Source organism: Paenirhizobium selenitireducens ATCC BAA-1503, assembly GCF_900492185.1.
Lineage (GTDB): Bacteria > Pseudomonadota > Alphaproteobacteria > Rhizobiales > Rhizobiaceae > Allorhizobium > Allorhizobium selenitireducens_A.
The window spans coordinates 1-13,940 of the sequence record NZ_UEYP01000023.1; the positions used below are offsets into that span (position 1 = coordinate 1).

Below are 13,940 nucleotides of genomic sequence, written 5' to 3' on the forward strand. Positions count from 1 at the left end.
GTCTGCCGCCCGTTCCGGGTCTTCAGCCCGCAAAGCCCGCGGCCATCCGTGTCGCGCCGGAAGATCCAGAACAGTTCGCCGCCTGCCAGGCTGAGCTCAAGACGCTCGGCACCGTGTTCGAAACCGCCGCCCCGATCGACGACGGCGAAGGCTGCGGCATGAGCAATCCGGTCATCGTCCGGGAAATCCTGCCCGGCATCAAGCTTTCGCCCGAAGCGACCTTTCGCTGCGAGACGGCCCTGCAACTGGCGCGCATGACGCGCGAGACGATCATCCCCGCCGCCCGCATCGCGCTGGCCGACAAGGGCGAACTGAAGGCGATCCAGCAGGCCTCGGCCTATGTCTGCCGCAACCGCAACAGTGCGGCTACCGGCAAGATCTCCGAACACGCCCACGGCAACGCCATCGACATCGCCGCCCTCGAATTCGACAAGGGCACCGTGCCCATGGTGATCGCCGCCCAGGACGACGGCACATTCCCCGCCGCCTTCCAGCGCAGCCTCAACGCCGCCGCCTGCCTCTACTTCACCACCGTGCTCTCCCCCGGCAGCGATGAGGCGCACAAGGACCACCTGCATCTCGACGTCATCGAGCGCAAGAGCGGCTACCGCTTCTGCCGGTGAAGGCCGTGGTGACCAGACGAAGAAAAGAGGTGGCGCCTTGTCCGCGCCACCCCGTCATTGCTGCCAAGAATCAGTCCGTTAAAATTTCTGCGTGATGGAAACCTTGAAGGTGCGGCCGGGCTCGGAATAGTAGTCTTTCGGCTGCGAGGCGCTGGACGTCAGGTCGATGTCGCGCCACTTGACCGCGTCGTAGTACTCCTGGTCGAACACATTGTAGACACCGGCGGTGAGCCGCAGGCCCTTCATCTGCTCCGGCTCCCACCAGCCGGTCAGATTGACAAGACCGTAGCCGTCCGGCTGGAATTCGGCGGTCGAATCTTCGTCCACCGCCGCAACCCCGATGAAGCTCAAATCCGTTCCCCAGGTCTCGGTCTGGTAGCCGACCCCGACAATACCCTTGAACGGCGGCACGCTGTCGATGAGTTCGCCGGTTTCCTCGTCCTCGCCATTGGCATAGGCAAACGAGGCATGCACGTTGAAGCCGTTGTCGAAGGCCTTGTGGGCCCGCGCCTCGAAGCCGAAGATCCGCACCCGGTCGAGGTTCTCGTAGGTGGTCGACCCCCAGGGGAAGCTCGGATTTGTATAGCTCGTCTCGCTGTCGATGAAGTTCTTGTACTTGTTGTAGAAGGCCGTCACCCGGCCGCCGAACTCGGCATCGCCGAGATTGGCGCCAATCTCGAAGCCGTTGCTGGTCTCGGATTCGAGATCGGGATTGCCGATCACCTCGTACATCGGCGGCGTCGAGTAGCTGAGATAGAGTTCCGAAACATTCGGCGCCTTGAAGCCCATGGCCCATTGGGCAAACAGCTCGACCTTGGGATTGATCTCGTAGGCGGCGCGCAGCTTCGGCGAAAACTGGAAATCGCTACGGTCGTCCGGCAGGCCGGCAGCCCCATAGCCGCTATTGGCGAGATAGTCGTCGGTCTCCTGCGGCTGGTAATCGAACCAGTCGAAGCGGATGCCGGGCGTCAGGCTGAAACCGCTGTCGCCGAACGAGATCTTGTCGTCGGCGAACAGCCCGACCCGGAAGGCGTCGACATCCGGCATGTCGGACTGGTTGGTGTGGTGGAAGGAGCAGGAATAGGGCGGAACCGCCGCCGTATCGCAAACGTCTTCGCCGGCCGTGTACTGGCCGTATTGCGAGAACGAGACATTGCCGCCGATCGTCACGTCATGGCGCGTCCCACCAAAATCATACTGGTTGGCGAGCGATCCGACGACGCCGATCGACTGCTCGTCCATTTCGTTCGAGCGATACCATGGGCCGGCAAGCGAGCCGAGCCGCGTGCCGTCGACGGCAGAGCTGGTTTCCACCCGCTGCCAGTAGATCGTCAGGTCCGCCTTGTCGACCGGGCCCGCCAGATCCGGCGCGTCGTAGCGATAGTCCAGCGAAACGCGGTCGCGCTGCTTCAGCTCGTCGCCGTCGAGTTCGGAATAGTTGCGGGCCGCGCTTTCCTCGGTTTTCAGATCGGTGGCAATGTCCTTGCGGAAGCGCTCCGCCGTCAGGCCGATCATGTGACCAGCGCCGAAATCCTGGCGCAGCTTGAACAGCAGGTTGTGCTGATCGAAATCGGTCGGGTTGGCTTCCGAGCGGGTGGCCCCCGTTCCGCCGACCGAACCCTGGTTGTCGCGCTCGTGGCCGACCTTGTAGCCGCCCTGGAAGAGGATCGAGGTGTTCTCGACCTTCTTGGCGATGGCGACCGATCCGCCGAGCGAATTGTCGGTGCTGTCATAGGTGGTCTTGGCCATGCCGCCGAAAGTGGCGCCCTCGGCAATCAGGTCCTCCGGCTCCAGCGTGCGCAGGATCATCGCACCGCCCAGCGCACCCGAACCGGCGCGGCTCGAATCGGCGCCGCGCATGATGTCGACGGTCGAGAGTGTGGAGAAGTCGAAGGTATCGATGCCGCCATCGGCCCGCGTCGAGGAACCGAGCGAGGTGGCGCCGGCCTGGCGGGCGTCGTTGACGAGATAGGGGATCGGAATGCCGTCGATCGTGGTGAGGACGCGGTCCGCTTCGAGACCGCGAATGTTCACGCCCGCGCCGGCAAAGCCCCCCTGGACGCCCGGCTCGGTGGTGTTGCCGAGGTCGTCGATGCTGGTGATCTGCTTCTTCTCGATTTCGGCCGCTGTCGTCTCGGTGGCAAGCGGCGTGTCAGCTGCCGAGCCTGCCGGGATGCGCTTGCCCTTGACCAGGATGGTCTGGAGCTGCGTTTCGCCGACCGGCTGCGCCGTCGCGCTCTGCGAGAAGGCGCCCGAGGCCGGAATCAGCCCGGCGAGCGCGGTGCAGGTCATGAGGATTCCTCTGAAAGGATGCGAGCCCATAAAGTTCCCTTTATCCGCGGCCGCAAAAGTCCCCAGCCGCGGATGAGCACCCGCGACGGCCGGCCGGATCAATGTTTGTCTAAAACGTGGCGAAGGGCTGCAACTGCCCTCTCAATGCCATCTATAAAACATGATTGTTCGAGTCAACATATAAAACATGAATAATCTTATCATGTTTTAATTCGCGACTGTCCCTGCCCCAAGAGACAGGACAAGGCGCCGGACCGGAGACCGCAGGAAGCGGGCGACAGGCTCTAAAACAGGCCTTCGATGAAGCCTTCCGGGTTGAGCGCGATGCGCTCGGCGGCCGGCGAGCTCGGCAGGCCCGGCATGGTCATGATCTCGCCGGTAATCGCCACGATGAAGCCGGCCCCGGCCGAAAGGCGCACCTCGCGTACGTTGACGACATGCCCTTCCGGCGCGCCGCGCAAGGCGGGATCGGTCGAGAAGGAGTATTGCGTCTTGGCGATGCAGACCGGCAGGTGGCCATAACCCTGTGCCTCCCAGACCGCGAGCTGGTCCCGCACCGTCTTCGCCGCAGTCACCTCGGCCGCGTGATAGATCTTCGACGCCACCGTCTCGATCTTCTCCATCAGCGACAGGGCATCGGGATAGAGCGGCTTGAACGCGGCCTGGCCGGAATCGGCGAGCTCCGCCACCCGATGCGCCAGTTCCTCGATGCCGGCCGAACCATCGGCCCAGTGGCGACAGACGATCGCATCGGCCCCGAGCCGCGAAACATATTCCTTGACCGCCGCCACTTCCGCTTCGGTATCGGAGGTGAAATGGTTGATGGCGACGATGACAGGCACGCCGAAGCGCCTCACATTGGCGACATGGCGACCGAGATTGGCGCAGCCGCGCCTCAGCGCCTCGACATTCTCTATTCCGAGGTCTTCCTTCTTCACCCCGCCGTTCATCTTCAACGCCCGGACCGTCGCGACGATCACTGCGGCGGCCGGTTTCAGCACCGCCTTGCGACACTTGATGTCGAAGAATTTCTCCGCCGCGAGATCGGCGCCGAAACCGGCCTCCGTCACGACATAGTCGGCGAGCTTGAGCGCCGTCTTCGTGGCGATCACCGAATTGCAGCCATGGGCGATGTTGGCGAACGGCCCGCCATGCACGAAGGCCGGATTGTTCTCCAGCGTCTGCACCAGGTTGGGCTGCATCGCGTCCTTCAAAAGCACGGTCATCGCCCCGTCGGCCTTCAGGTCGCGGGCAAAGACCGGGCTCTTGTCTCGCCGGTAGCCGACGATGATGTCGCCGAGCCGCCGCTCCAGGTCGGCAAGATCGGCGGCGAGACAGAGGATCGCCATGACTTCGGAGGCCACGGTGATGTCGAAGCCGCATTCCCGCGGGAACCCGTTGGCGACACCGCCCAGCGAACCAACCATCTGGCGAAGCGCCCGGTCGTTCATGTCCATCGCCCGCCGCCAGGTGATGCGGCGCACGTCGATGTCGAGGGCATTGCCCCAGTAGATGTGGTTGTCGACCATGGCCGCGAGCAGATTGTGGGCCGAGGTGATGGCGTGGAAATCGCCGGTGAAGTGCAGGTTGATGTCTTCCATCGGCACCACCTGCGCATGGCCGCCGCCGGCCGCCCCGCCCTTGACGCCGAAGCAGGGTCCGAGCGAGGGCTCGCGGATGCAGACCATGGCCTTCTTGCCGATGCGGTTCAGTCCGTCCACCAGGCCGACGGTCGTCGTCGTCTTGCCCTCGCCCGCCGGCGTCGGATTGATCGCGGTGACCAGGATCAGCTTGCCCTCGGGGCGCCCTTCCAGGGAGCGGATGAATTCGGCCGAAACCTTCGCCTTGTCGTGGCCGTAGGGCACGAGCTGTTCGACCGGAATGCCGAGTTTCGCGCCGATCTCCTGGATCGGCTTCTTGGTCGCCGCACGCGCGATCTCGATATCGGACTTGAATTCACCCATGGACTGCAAACTCCCCCTTGCCCCGCTTCGGCGCCTCAGCCGCTGCCGCACCAATAAATCGCAGAACCGCCTTCAAGGCGATAGCGCGCTGACCTCCGATTTATCTGACAGCGACAAGAAAGGAAATGAATGCGGCCTCTCCGGTGAAATCTGTCCACCATGGACTTCCACCCGCATCTGGGCGCGACCGCGCCATCCGTCGGTCTTGCGGGCAAGGCGGGCTGCGCCTATGCCTGCCAACCACAATCGAACGTCGCTGGAGCAACGCCCCATGAAATCCCTCGAATTGCTGGTCGAACGGATCATCCTGTCGAGCCGCTGGATCCTCGTCGCCTTCTATCTCGGACTGGTCGCAGCCCTCGCCGTCTATGCCGTCTCCTTCGGCTATAAGTTCCTGAAAGTGGCCGGCAATGTCTTCACCTATAGCGAGGCGGAGATGATCCTCGCCATGCTCGGCCTGATCGATGCGGCGCTCGTGGCGAGCCTGATCGTCATGGTGATGATTTCCGGCTACGAGAACTTCGTCAGCCGCTTCGACGAGGCCGAGGACCAGGTCTCTTTCCTCGGCAAGCTTGATTCCGGCAGCCTGAAGATCAAGGTCGCCTCATCGATCGTCGCCATCTCGTCGATCCACCTGCTGCAGGTCTTCCTCAACGCCAACCAGTTCACCGACGGCAAGATCATGTGGCTGACGCTGATGCACCTCGCCTTCGTCGTCTCCGCCGTCATGCTCGGCTATCTCGAGGTCATGATGAAGAAGATCAAGGACACGGGCGTCGACAAGATATGAACGGACGGGAGGCTTTCGCCCCCCGCCCTCGTCTTCCGGATCAGCCCTCGCCGATGGCGATCAGGCTGGCATTGCCGCCGGCGGCCGCCGTATTCACCGAGATCACCTGTTCCACGGCAAAGCGCATCAGATAGGCCGGACCGCCGGCCTTGAAGCCGGTGCCCGACAGGCCCGATCCGCCGAACGGCTGGGTGCCGACCACCGCGCCGATCATGTTGCGGTTGATGTAGACATTGCCGGTATCGAGCGCCTCGGTGACGGTGCGGATGGTCGCCTCGATGCGGCTGTGAACCCCGAGCGTCAGGCCATAGCCGGTGGCATTGATCGCTTCGATCACACGGCCCAGGTCCTTCGCCTTCCACCGCACCACATGCAGCACCGGGCCGAACACTTCCTTGGTCAGCGCCTCCGGCCGGTCGAGCTCGATGATATGCGGGGCGAAGAAGTTGCCCGTGTTCGGCACCGTGCCGGCATAGCGGACCTTCTGGCCCTTGCGCATCTCGGCCACATGGCCTTCGAGCATGGCCTTCTGCTTCTCGTCGATCACCGGGCCGACATCGGTCGTGGTGAGCGCCGGATCGCCGAGATTGAGCTCGCGCGCCGCCCCCTCGATCATCTCCAGCATGCCGTCGGCAATGTCCTCCTGCAGATAGAGGATGCGCAGGGCCGAGCAGCGCTGGCCGGCCGAGCGGAAGGCCGACATGACGACGTCGTCGGCCACCTGTTCGGCAAGGGCAGTCGCGTCGACGATCATCGCGTTGATCCCGCCGGTCTCGGCGATCAGCGGCACGATAGGGCCGTTCTTGGCGGCAAGCGTCCGGTTGATCGCCTGCGCCGTTCCGGTCGAACCGGTAAAGGCAAGGCCGCCGAGCTGCGGATGGGCCGAAATGGCGGCACCGATCTCCGGACCGCCCGGCAGAAGCATCAGCACATCGGCCGGAATGCCGGCCTGGTGCATCAGCTTGACCGCTTCATAGGCGATGAGCGGCGTCTGCGGGGCAGGCTTGGCGACGACGGCATTGCCGGCGACGAGTGCGGCCGAAACCTGGCCGAGGAAGATCGCCAGTGGAAAATTCCACGGCGAGATGCAGGCGAATACCCCGCGGCCGCGCCAGAGCAGCCGGTTGCTCTCGCCGGTCGGGCCGGGCATGGCCTCGGCCTCGCCGAACAGCTTGCGCGCCTGGGCGGCATAATAGCGGCAGAAATCCACCGCCTCGCGGATTTCGGCAATGCCGTCGTCCAGCGTCTTGCCGGCTTCGGCCGAGAGCAGCGACAGCAGCCGGTCGCGATTGGCTTCCAGCAGGTCGGCCGTCTTGTCGAGGCAGGCGGCGCGCGCCTCGACCGGCGTCTTCGACCACACGGCAAAGCCCTTGCGGCCGGCGGCAAAGGCACGATCGACGTCGGCGACGGCCGCATTGCGCACGGTTCCGACGACACGGCTGCGGTCGGCCGGCGACAGGACCGGAACGGCCTCCGCCTGGCCCGTTGCCCCCGGAACCAGCGGGCCGGCATCGACCTTGGCAGTCTGGCCGGCTAGCGACGCGATCAGCCCTTCAAGGCTCTCGCGATGGCCGAACTCGAAGCCGGCGCTGTTCTTGCGCTCGCCATAAAGCGCGAGCGGCATGGGGATCTGGTTGTGACGCACGCTCTTGCCCTTGTCGATGCCGAGCCGTTCAACCGGCCGTTCGAGCAGGTTGGCGATCGGCACGTTCTTGTCGCCGGCAACCGCCACGAAGGACGAGTTCGCCCCGTTCTCCAGCAGGCGGCGGACCAGATAGGCGAGCAAGTCGCGATAGCCGCCGACCGGCGCATAGATGCGGCAGGCGATGCGCTCATTGCCGGAGAGCAGGTTGTTGTAGAGGGCTTCGCCCATGCCGTGCAGGCGCTGGAATTCGAAGCCGGTGCGATCGGCGCCGGCCAGTTCGAGGATCATCGACACGGTGAGCGCATTATGCGTGGCGAACTGCGGGAAGATCCGCTCGCGCTTGGCCAGCATCTTCGCGGCGCAGGCGAGATAGGCGAGATCGGTCGCCGGCTTGCGGGTCCAGACCGGATAGTCGTCAAGGCCGCGTTCCTGCGCCCGCTTCACCTCGGTGTCCCAATAGGCGCCCTTGACGAGGCGCACCATCATGCGCCGGCCGTTCCGCTTGCACAGCTCGTCGATATAGTCGATCACCTGCGGCGCGCGCTTCTGGTAGGCCTGGATGGCAAGACCGAAGCCGTCCCATCCGGCCAGCGACGCATCGGAGAACACAGCGCCGATAACGTCGAGCGACAGCTCGAGCCGGTCAGCCTCTTCCGCGTCGACGGTGAAGTTCAGCTGATGCGCCTTGGCCATCTGGGCGAGCTTCAAGAGATCCGGCACCAGCTCGCGCATCACCCGCTCATGATGGGTGGCAAGATAGCGCGGATGCAGCGCCGAGAGCTTCACCGAAATGCCCATGCGATCCGGCAGCTGGCTGCCCTTGCCGTGCTTGGCCATGAAGGCGCCGATCGAGTCGATCGCATCGGCATAGGACTTGAAATAGCGCTTGGCGTCTTCCGCCGTGCGGGCGCCCTCGCCGAGCATATCGAAGGAATGGCGATAGCCCTTCTCCTCGCTCTTGGCGGCGCGGCCAAGCGCATCCTTCATCGTTTCGCCGAGCACGAAGTGATGGCCGAGGAAGCGCATGGCCTGCTTGGTGGCCGAGCGCACGGTCGGCAGGCCGAGGCGCTTGACCAGTCCGCGCATCACGCCTTCCGGGGTTTCGCCGGGGCGGATGACCCGGGCCGACAGGCCAAGCGCCCAGGCGGAGGCAGAGACGAACCAACTGTCGCCATGCGCCTCGTGCTCGCTCCAGCCGCCTTCCTTCAGCTTGTCCTCGATCAGCCGGTCCTGCGTCAGCGCATCGGGCACGCGCAAGAGCGCCTCGGCCAGCACCATCAGCGCCAGCCCTTCTCGGGTCGACAGGCCGTATTCGCGAAGAAAATCCTCCACGCCGCCGATCGAGCCGGAATTGTCGCGGATGGCCTCGATGAAGCGCGTGGCGCGCTGGTCGATCGCCGCGTTCTGCTGGGCGCTCAGCGAAAGCTGCGCGGCGAAGTTGCGCATCAACTGGTCGTCGTCGCCGGCAAAAGGCGCGGAAAACCGGGGAAAATCGGGCATGGCAGTCTTGATCATCGTCACCTCCGTGTTATCGGCAAGCTATCGACTGATTACTGATTTTAATCGCTGATTTTTCCGCTATAGTCCGGCGGAACAACTACAAAAACACCAGAGGGTAGTGCTTTATGAAAGAACTCGACAGGCTCGACCGGAAGATCCTCCGAACCCTGCAGAAGGAGGGTCGCCTGACCAATATCGAACTCGCCGACCGCGTCAGCCTGTCGCCGACGGCGACCGCCGAACGGGTGCGCCGGCTGACCCGTGACGGCTTCATCATCGGCTACATGGCCATCCTGTCGCCGGAAAAGCTTGGACGCAACCTGCTGGTTTTCATCGAGGTCAAACTGGACCGCACCACGCCTGATGTTTTCGACGCCTTCGCGTCGGCCGTCAAGCGGTCCGACGATGTGATGGAATGCCATATGGTGGCGGGCGGTTTCGACTATCTGGTCAAGGCGCGGGTCGCCGGTATGGAAGCCTATCGCCAGTTCCTCTCGGAGGTCATCCTGCCACTGCCGGGCGTCAGGGAAACCCACACCTATGCCGTAATGGAAGAGGTCAAGACCGGTTCCGCCCTGCCCGTCTAGCCGCCGGCGTCACACGCCCTCTGTTTGTTTACCACGTGACCGGCTTTTTCGCTCAGCCCTTGGACTTTGCGGTGATCCCCGGTAAAAAGTACTGGCTTTTCAGAGTGACTGATATATTTGTTAATGTTAACATTTCCCGCTTTCCTCAACTTTCGAATTCACAGATGATAACCGCGGAACGTCAATCGCTGCTAAGCGATGAAATAGCCGGCAGCCAAACACGTGCTCAGCTGATGAGCATCATGAAACGGATCGCCGACGAATTCGGTCTCGATCACGTGACGATCATGGCTGCCCCCACACCGCACGACCTGGCGATCGCGCCTCTGGTGCTGGAAAGTACGCTTCCCCAGCAGTTTGCCCGCGAATTCGACAAGCATCAGTTCCTTCGCCATTGCCCAATCCTGCCGAAATTCGCCAATACCGTCCTGCCCCAGACCTGGCATCTCGGCGAAAACGGTCCATCGTCAAGCTTCTTCTGCCCCGACAAGATGCATGAACTGATGACGCGCTTCGGCCTCCTGATGGGCACGATCTTCCCGATGAACTCGGTCGATACCGGACGCTATTTCCTGCGCTATGACGGCCAGCGGCCGCCGCTCCACCAGGTCGAACTGAACGAACTCGGCATGATCTCCCTGCACGCTTTCGACGTCTACGACCGCATGCGGCGCGCCGAGACCGCGGTACCGAATATCCTGTCGGCCCGCGAGCTCGAGGTCCTGCGCTGGACCGCCCAGGGAAAGACCTCGATCGAGATCGGCCAGATCCTGTCGCTGTCCGATCACACGGTCAACGCCTACATGACCAATGCGATCAAAAAGTTGGATTGCGTGAACAGGACGCAGTTGGTAGCCAAGGCGATACGGCTGAAGCTAATTAACTGATTCCTGATGGATGCGGGCAAGCGCCGGATCAGGGGAAAGAGATCATCGTGCCCCTGCGTTTCGACCAACTGGACCACAAGGAATTCCAGGACTGCACCTCGGTCGGCATGACCGAACACGAGGTCGTGGAACTGGCCCAGGCCTTCCGGCTTTACGGCTTCTGGCGCATTGACCTGGATACGGGGCTATATTTCGCCACGCCCGACGTCTTTCGCATTTTCGAGATGGACGTCACCGACGGCCCCCTGAACCTGGTGGAGGCCCGCGCCCGGATCAATCCGGAGGATCTGCCGATCCTGATGGAAAGCTTCGAGCGCACCTGCAGCCTCAAGCAGAGCTACCACAACATCTTTCGTGTGCGGCGTGGTGAAGATGGCTGGAAGTTCGTCCGCACCGTCGGCAAATTCCGCGCCAAGGCCGGCACGTCCGGCGAGATCGTCGGCATTACCTACGAGTTCTTCGAGCGGTTGCGCACCGCCGCTTTCTCCGACGAGGACGAATAGGAGAAATAGCGGCCCGCCGAAGACGGGCCGTCAGTGCCCTTAGCGGTCGAGCACCGAACGCAGTTCGACCATGTTGGAGCGCACCCTGAGAATATAAAAACCCATGGTGGCCAGATGCGTCGGCATGATCCAGCCGTCCTCGGAACCATTGGAGATGATCGCCGGCCGGATGCGCAGCGCGCCCTGCAACTGCTGCTCCATCTGCGTCCAGATGGCGGTCAGGTTGCGATCACGGATCACATCGACAAAATCGGCCCGGGTCGCCTGCAGCAGCGCATACTGTGCATAGAGCTGGCCATAGGCGAACCAGAAACGGTCGTCGGCGCGCGTGTCGAACCAGCCGGCATTGAACTCTTCCGAGCGGCGGCGAAGAATGTCGGACGTGTTGCCGAGATCGCTCGCCATGCGATCGAGCAGTTGAACGAGATTGTCCGCGCGCGCATCGAAGATCGCGGCGCAGGTTTCGAGCGACGAATTGAACTTGCGCCAGCTTTCGACGGCCGAGCGGTAATAATTCGGCGTCGGCGTCTTGAAGCCGAGCGGATCGGTGCCGAAGTACCAGGTGCCCTCGTCGAACTGGATATTGCCGCGCGCGTCCTGCAGGTCGTTGTTGATGCTAGACGTGCCGCGCACGCGGCCGAGATTGTCGGCAAGCTCGATCGCCACGCGCCGCGCGACCTGGTTGGCGCCGCGCTGGAACGAGGCCTTGTTGTCGAAAAACGGGGTATGGTCCCAATCCATGCCGAACAGGCCAAGCTTGTAGATCAGCGAGGACGAGATCCAGATATTCTGGTTGACGTTGGTATCCGTGAGGTCGGCGACCACCGTGACGATCGCAGAGTTCTGGCAGGTGCCCGGCTTGGCGGCGTTCTCCTGTCCCGCAGCGACCTGACGCGCCGGGAACTTGTAGGCCTGGGCGAATTCCGGATCGAAACCGTACCAGACCTGGGTGCGCCAGATGAACTGGCCGTAGAAACCGATCAGCACCAGGACGAACAGCAGGACCGGAATCTTGATCAGCCAGTTGCGCCGCTGATACCAGCTGTGGGCGGCGAGGAACGGCCAGAAAATGGCCGCGACGACCATGCCGATTCCGCGCCCGATGGCGGCAAAGACGCGCTGGAAGAACGCGATGATCGGATCAAGCATTGTCGTCTTCTCCTATGCCGTAGAGGCGTTTGCGGAAACCCGCCTTGTCTTTCAGGTAGGTCTGCGACAGGCGGGATACAACATATTCCCGGAAGCCATCGCTAAACCCTTCGTAGGCATCATAAAAGCCCTGCTTGTCGAAAATGAAACGCGACACGAAGTCCATCGGCGTCAATTGCGATATCAGCCGGTTGGTGAGCCATTGATCGCGATGCTCCGGCTTGGCCCGCACCAGGAGAAAACGGCGGGACGGCTCGACATCCTCGATGCGGATGCTGCCCGAGGTGCCGATCGCCCGGATCATCTCCTGCAGGAACGGATAGGTCCCATCGCGCGCCACCCGCTCGGCATTGCGGTGGATGAAGGTCTGCAGCCAGACCGGCTCCAGCTTGGAAAAGTCCATGGCGGGATCGGCTTCATAGGCCAGCGCGATGGCCGCCATTTCGGCGCGATGGACATAGAGACCCGATCCCTCGACCCAGCTCGCCCGCGGCAATTCGATCCGTCCCGTCCTGGCAAGAAAATCGAAGATCTGCTTGGGATCCCGGATCGAGATATAGCTGACCTGCCAGGGACGCGAGCGACGGAAACCGGGCGCCGCCGGATCGGAGATCACCGTGGTGATCTTCTCGTCGACGAAGACATAGGTGCCGCCGAAATGATTGGCCCAGAAAGCGTCGTGGCGGAACACCAGCTTGTCGGGCACCAGCACGTTCTGGCGGATGTCGCCGGTCAGCTTGGCAAGCTCGACCATGCGGTTGAGCATGACATCGTCCCGCCAGGCGTCGGGCTCGCTTTGCAGTCGGTCGGCAAGCCGGCGCAGCTCGGCCGCCTTGCCGAGCACGTCCTCGGCTGACAGCACCTTGAACTGAACAGCGTTGATCGACAGCAGGTCCTCCAGGCTTTCGACCCTTGCAACCGAATCCTCGATCTCACCGTAGAGCGCATCCTTGATCGTCACCGAATTGATCGCCCGCGCATTGGCGGTGAAGAACTCGTGCATCAGGCCGGCGGTGTTGGAAAAACTGGTATGCACCACCGGCAGGTTTTCCTGCTCCGGCGTCAGCACGATGAAGCGGCGGTTCACCCGGTTCGGATCGAGATAATCCTTGTCGCCCAGTTCGGCGGCGACCTGCGGCGAAAAACCGGTCATGTCGATGTCGAACTCGGAAAGGGCGGTCGGCTTCAGTCCGAAACCGGACAGTGCCTTGTTGTAGCGGGCGACCAGATGCGGCTCGGTGACGGCGAGCAGCCGGCCGTAGATCAGTTCGGCTTCGAGGAGACGGTTCATTTAGTGTCTGCGACCTTCCTGTCCTCGCGCCGCCAATAGAGATCGTCGAGGTCGAGCTTAAGTGCGTCGGCGATGGATTTCAGCGCGGAGACACTGCCATCCTTCTTGCCGGTTTCGATTTCCGAAAGATAGGCCGTGCTGATACCCGCGTTGGCGGCAAGGTCTTTGGCGGATAGACCTCGGTATTCCCGCCACACGCGAACCGGGCTCTCACCGTCAACCATCCGATCGACAAACTCGGAGGGAATGAGTTCTTCTTGGCCCGCAGCGAGCTTTTTCTCGAAATCGGCGATCGCCAGACTGTCCTCGAGGTCCTCGGCACGGTCGAGTCGCTGCAACAAGGCCTCATAGTCCTTGCGGGAAAGCACGACCATCTCTTCGCCATTGGGCGTGGTGAAGGACGTTGCGATGCTCATCATATCTCTCCTTCGTAAGCTTCGCCGCGCGCCGCGATCCTGACAACGTCCACGACCACGCCGTCCTCACGGAAGATCACCCGCCAGTCGCCGATACGAAGCCGAAGATAGGCATTCTCTCGCAACCTCTTGACGTTGTTCGCAAGGGCAGCGGGTTCTTCTGCATACTGCGCGATCTTGGCCCTGATCCGTAGCGCCTCATTGGCGGGAATCCGAGCCAGCGTCTTGCTCGCCTGCTTGCTGTAGATAATTCTCTTCATGAAAATATCCGCTTCAAAACCAGGGGGCAAATC

General features: G+C 62.7%; 12 protein-coding genes. 5 read left to right on the forward strand and 7 right to left on the reverse strand.

Annotated features, from left to right (window positions below; genetic code table 11):
• The coding region (locus RHIZ70P_RS21495; RefSeq protein WP_181904102.1) for an extensin family protein at positions 1-623 on the forward strand (623 nt) is incomplete at its 5' end.
• A 78-nt stretch (positions 624-701) separates the two neighbouring features.
• Here RHIZ70P_RS21495 and RHIZ70P_RS21500 read toward each other — a convergent pair.
• Positions 702-2,915, reverse strand: a complete 2,214-nt coding sequence (locus RHIZ70P_RS21500; RefSeq protein ID WP_235842309.1) for a TonB-dependent hemoglobin/transferrin/lactoferrin family receptor — start codon at positions 2,913-2,915, stop codon at positions 702-704.
• Positions 2,916-3,199: 284 nt separating this feature from the next.
• Positions 3,200-4,879, reverse strand: coding sequence for a formate--tetrahydrofolate ligase (locus RHIZ70P_RS21505; protein WP_115672600.1), 1,680 nt, complete (start codon positions 4,877-4,879; stop codon positions 3,200-3,202).
• 271 nt (positions 4,880-5,150) lie between these two features.
• Here RHIZ70P_RS21505 and RHIZ70P_RS21510 point away from each other — a divergent pair, with 271 nt between their 5' ends.
• The gene (locus RHIZ70P_RS21510; RefSeq protein ID WP_115672602.1) at positions 5,151-5,669 is read left to right on the forward strand and encodes a TIGR00645 family protein; all 519 of its coding nucleotides are present in this window, start codon (positions 5,151-5,153) and stop codon (positions 5,667-5,669) included.
• Positions 5,670-5,709: 40 nt separating this feature from the next.
• On the opposite strand, the gene putA is transcribed toward RHIZ70P_RS21510, so the two are convergent.
• A complete protein-coding gene (putA, locus tag RHIZ70P_RS21515) occupies positions 5,710-8,829 on the reverse strand; it encodes a bifunctional proline dehydrogenase/L-glutamate gamma-semialdehyde dehydrogenase PutA (protein WP_115672603.1) in 3,120 nt (1,039 codons plus the stop codon).
• A 110-nt stretch (positions 8,830-8,939) separates the two neighbouring features.
• On the opposite strand from putA, the gene RHIZ70P_RS21520 reads away from it, so the two are divergent.
• The 3 genes from RHIZ70P_RS21520 to RHIZ70P_RS21530 all read left to right on the forward strand — a co-directional run bounded on the left by RHIZ70P_RS21520 (position 8,940) and on the right by RHIZ70P_RS21530 (position 10,791).
• Complete coding sequence (locus tag RHIZ70P_RS21520) at positions 8,940-9,401, forward strand: Lrp/AsnC ligand binding domain-containing protein (protein ID WP_115672605.1); 462 nt, start codon at positions 8,940-8,942, stop codon at positions 9,399-9,401.
• A 164-nt stretch (positions 9,402-9,565) separates the two neighbouring features.
• Complete coding sequence (locus RHIZ70P_RS21525) at positions 9,566-10,288, forward strand: helix-turn-helix transcriptional regulator (protein WP_115672607.1); 723 nt, start codon at positions 9,566-9,568, stop codon at positions 10,286-10,288.
• Between the two features lie 47 nt (positions 10,289-10,335).
• Positions 10,336-10,791, forward strand: a complete 456-nt coding sequence (locus RHIZ70P_RS21530; RefSeq protein ID WP_115672609.1) for a PAS domain-containing protein — start codon at positions 10,336-10,338, stop codon at positions 10,789-10,791.
• A 39-nt stretch (positions 10,792-10,830) separates the two neighbouring features.
• Here the strand turns inward: RHIZ70P_RS21530 and RHIZ70P_RS21535 are convergent, their stop codons facing one another.
• The 4 genes from RHIZ70P_RS21535 to RHIZ70P_RS21550 are packed head-to-tail and all read right to left on the reverse strand — an operon-like array spanning position 10,831 to position 13,907.
• Complete coding sequence (locus RHIZ70P_RS21535) at positions 10,831-11,940, reverse strand: DUF2333 family protein (protein WP_115672610.1); 1,110 nt, start codon at positions 11,938-11,940, stop codon at positions 10,831-10,833.
• On the reverse strand, positions 11,933-13,231 hold the full coding sequence (locus RHIZ70P_RS21540) for a DUF6638 family protein (RefSeq protein WP_115672612.1): 1,299 nt from the start codon (positions 13,229-13,231) through the stop codon (positions 11,933-11,935). Before RHIZ70P_RS21540 ends, RHIZ70P_RS21535 begins: the two co-directional genes overlap by 8 nt.
• Positions 13,228-13,647 carry a helix-turn-helix domain-containing protein gene (locus RHIZ70P_RS21545; RefSeq protein WP_115672614.1) on the reverse strand — a complete coding sequence of 140 codons (420 nt, stop codon included), beginning with the start codon at positions 13,645-13,647 and terminating at the stop codon, positions 13,228-13,230. The genes RHIZ70P_RS21540 and RHIZ70P_RS21545 overlap by 4 nt, the downstream gene beginning before the upstream one ends.
• Positions 13,647-13,907: a type II toxin-antitoxin system RelE family toxin gene (locus RHIZ70P_RS21550; RefSeq protein WP_115672616.1), complete on the reverse strand. Its 261-nt coding sequence runs from the start codon at positions 13,905-13,907 to the stop codon at positions 13,647-13,649. The genes RHIZ70P_RS21545 and RHIZ70P_RS21550 overlap by 1 nt, the downstream gene beginning before the upstream one ends.
• Positions 13,908-13,940 lie beyond the last annotated feature (33 nt).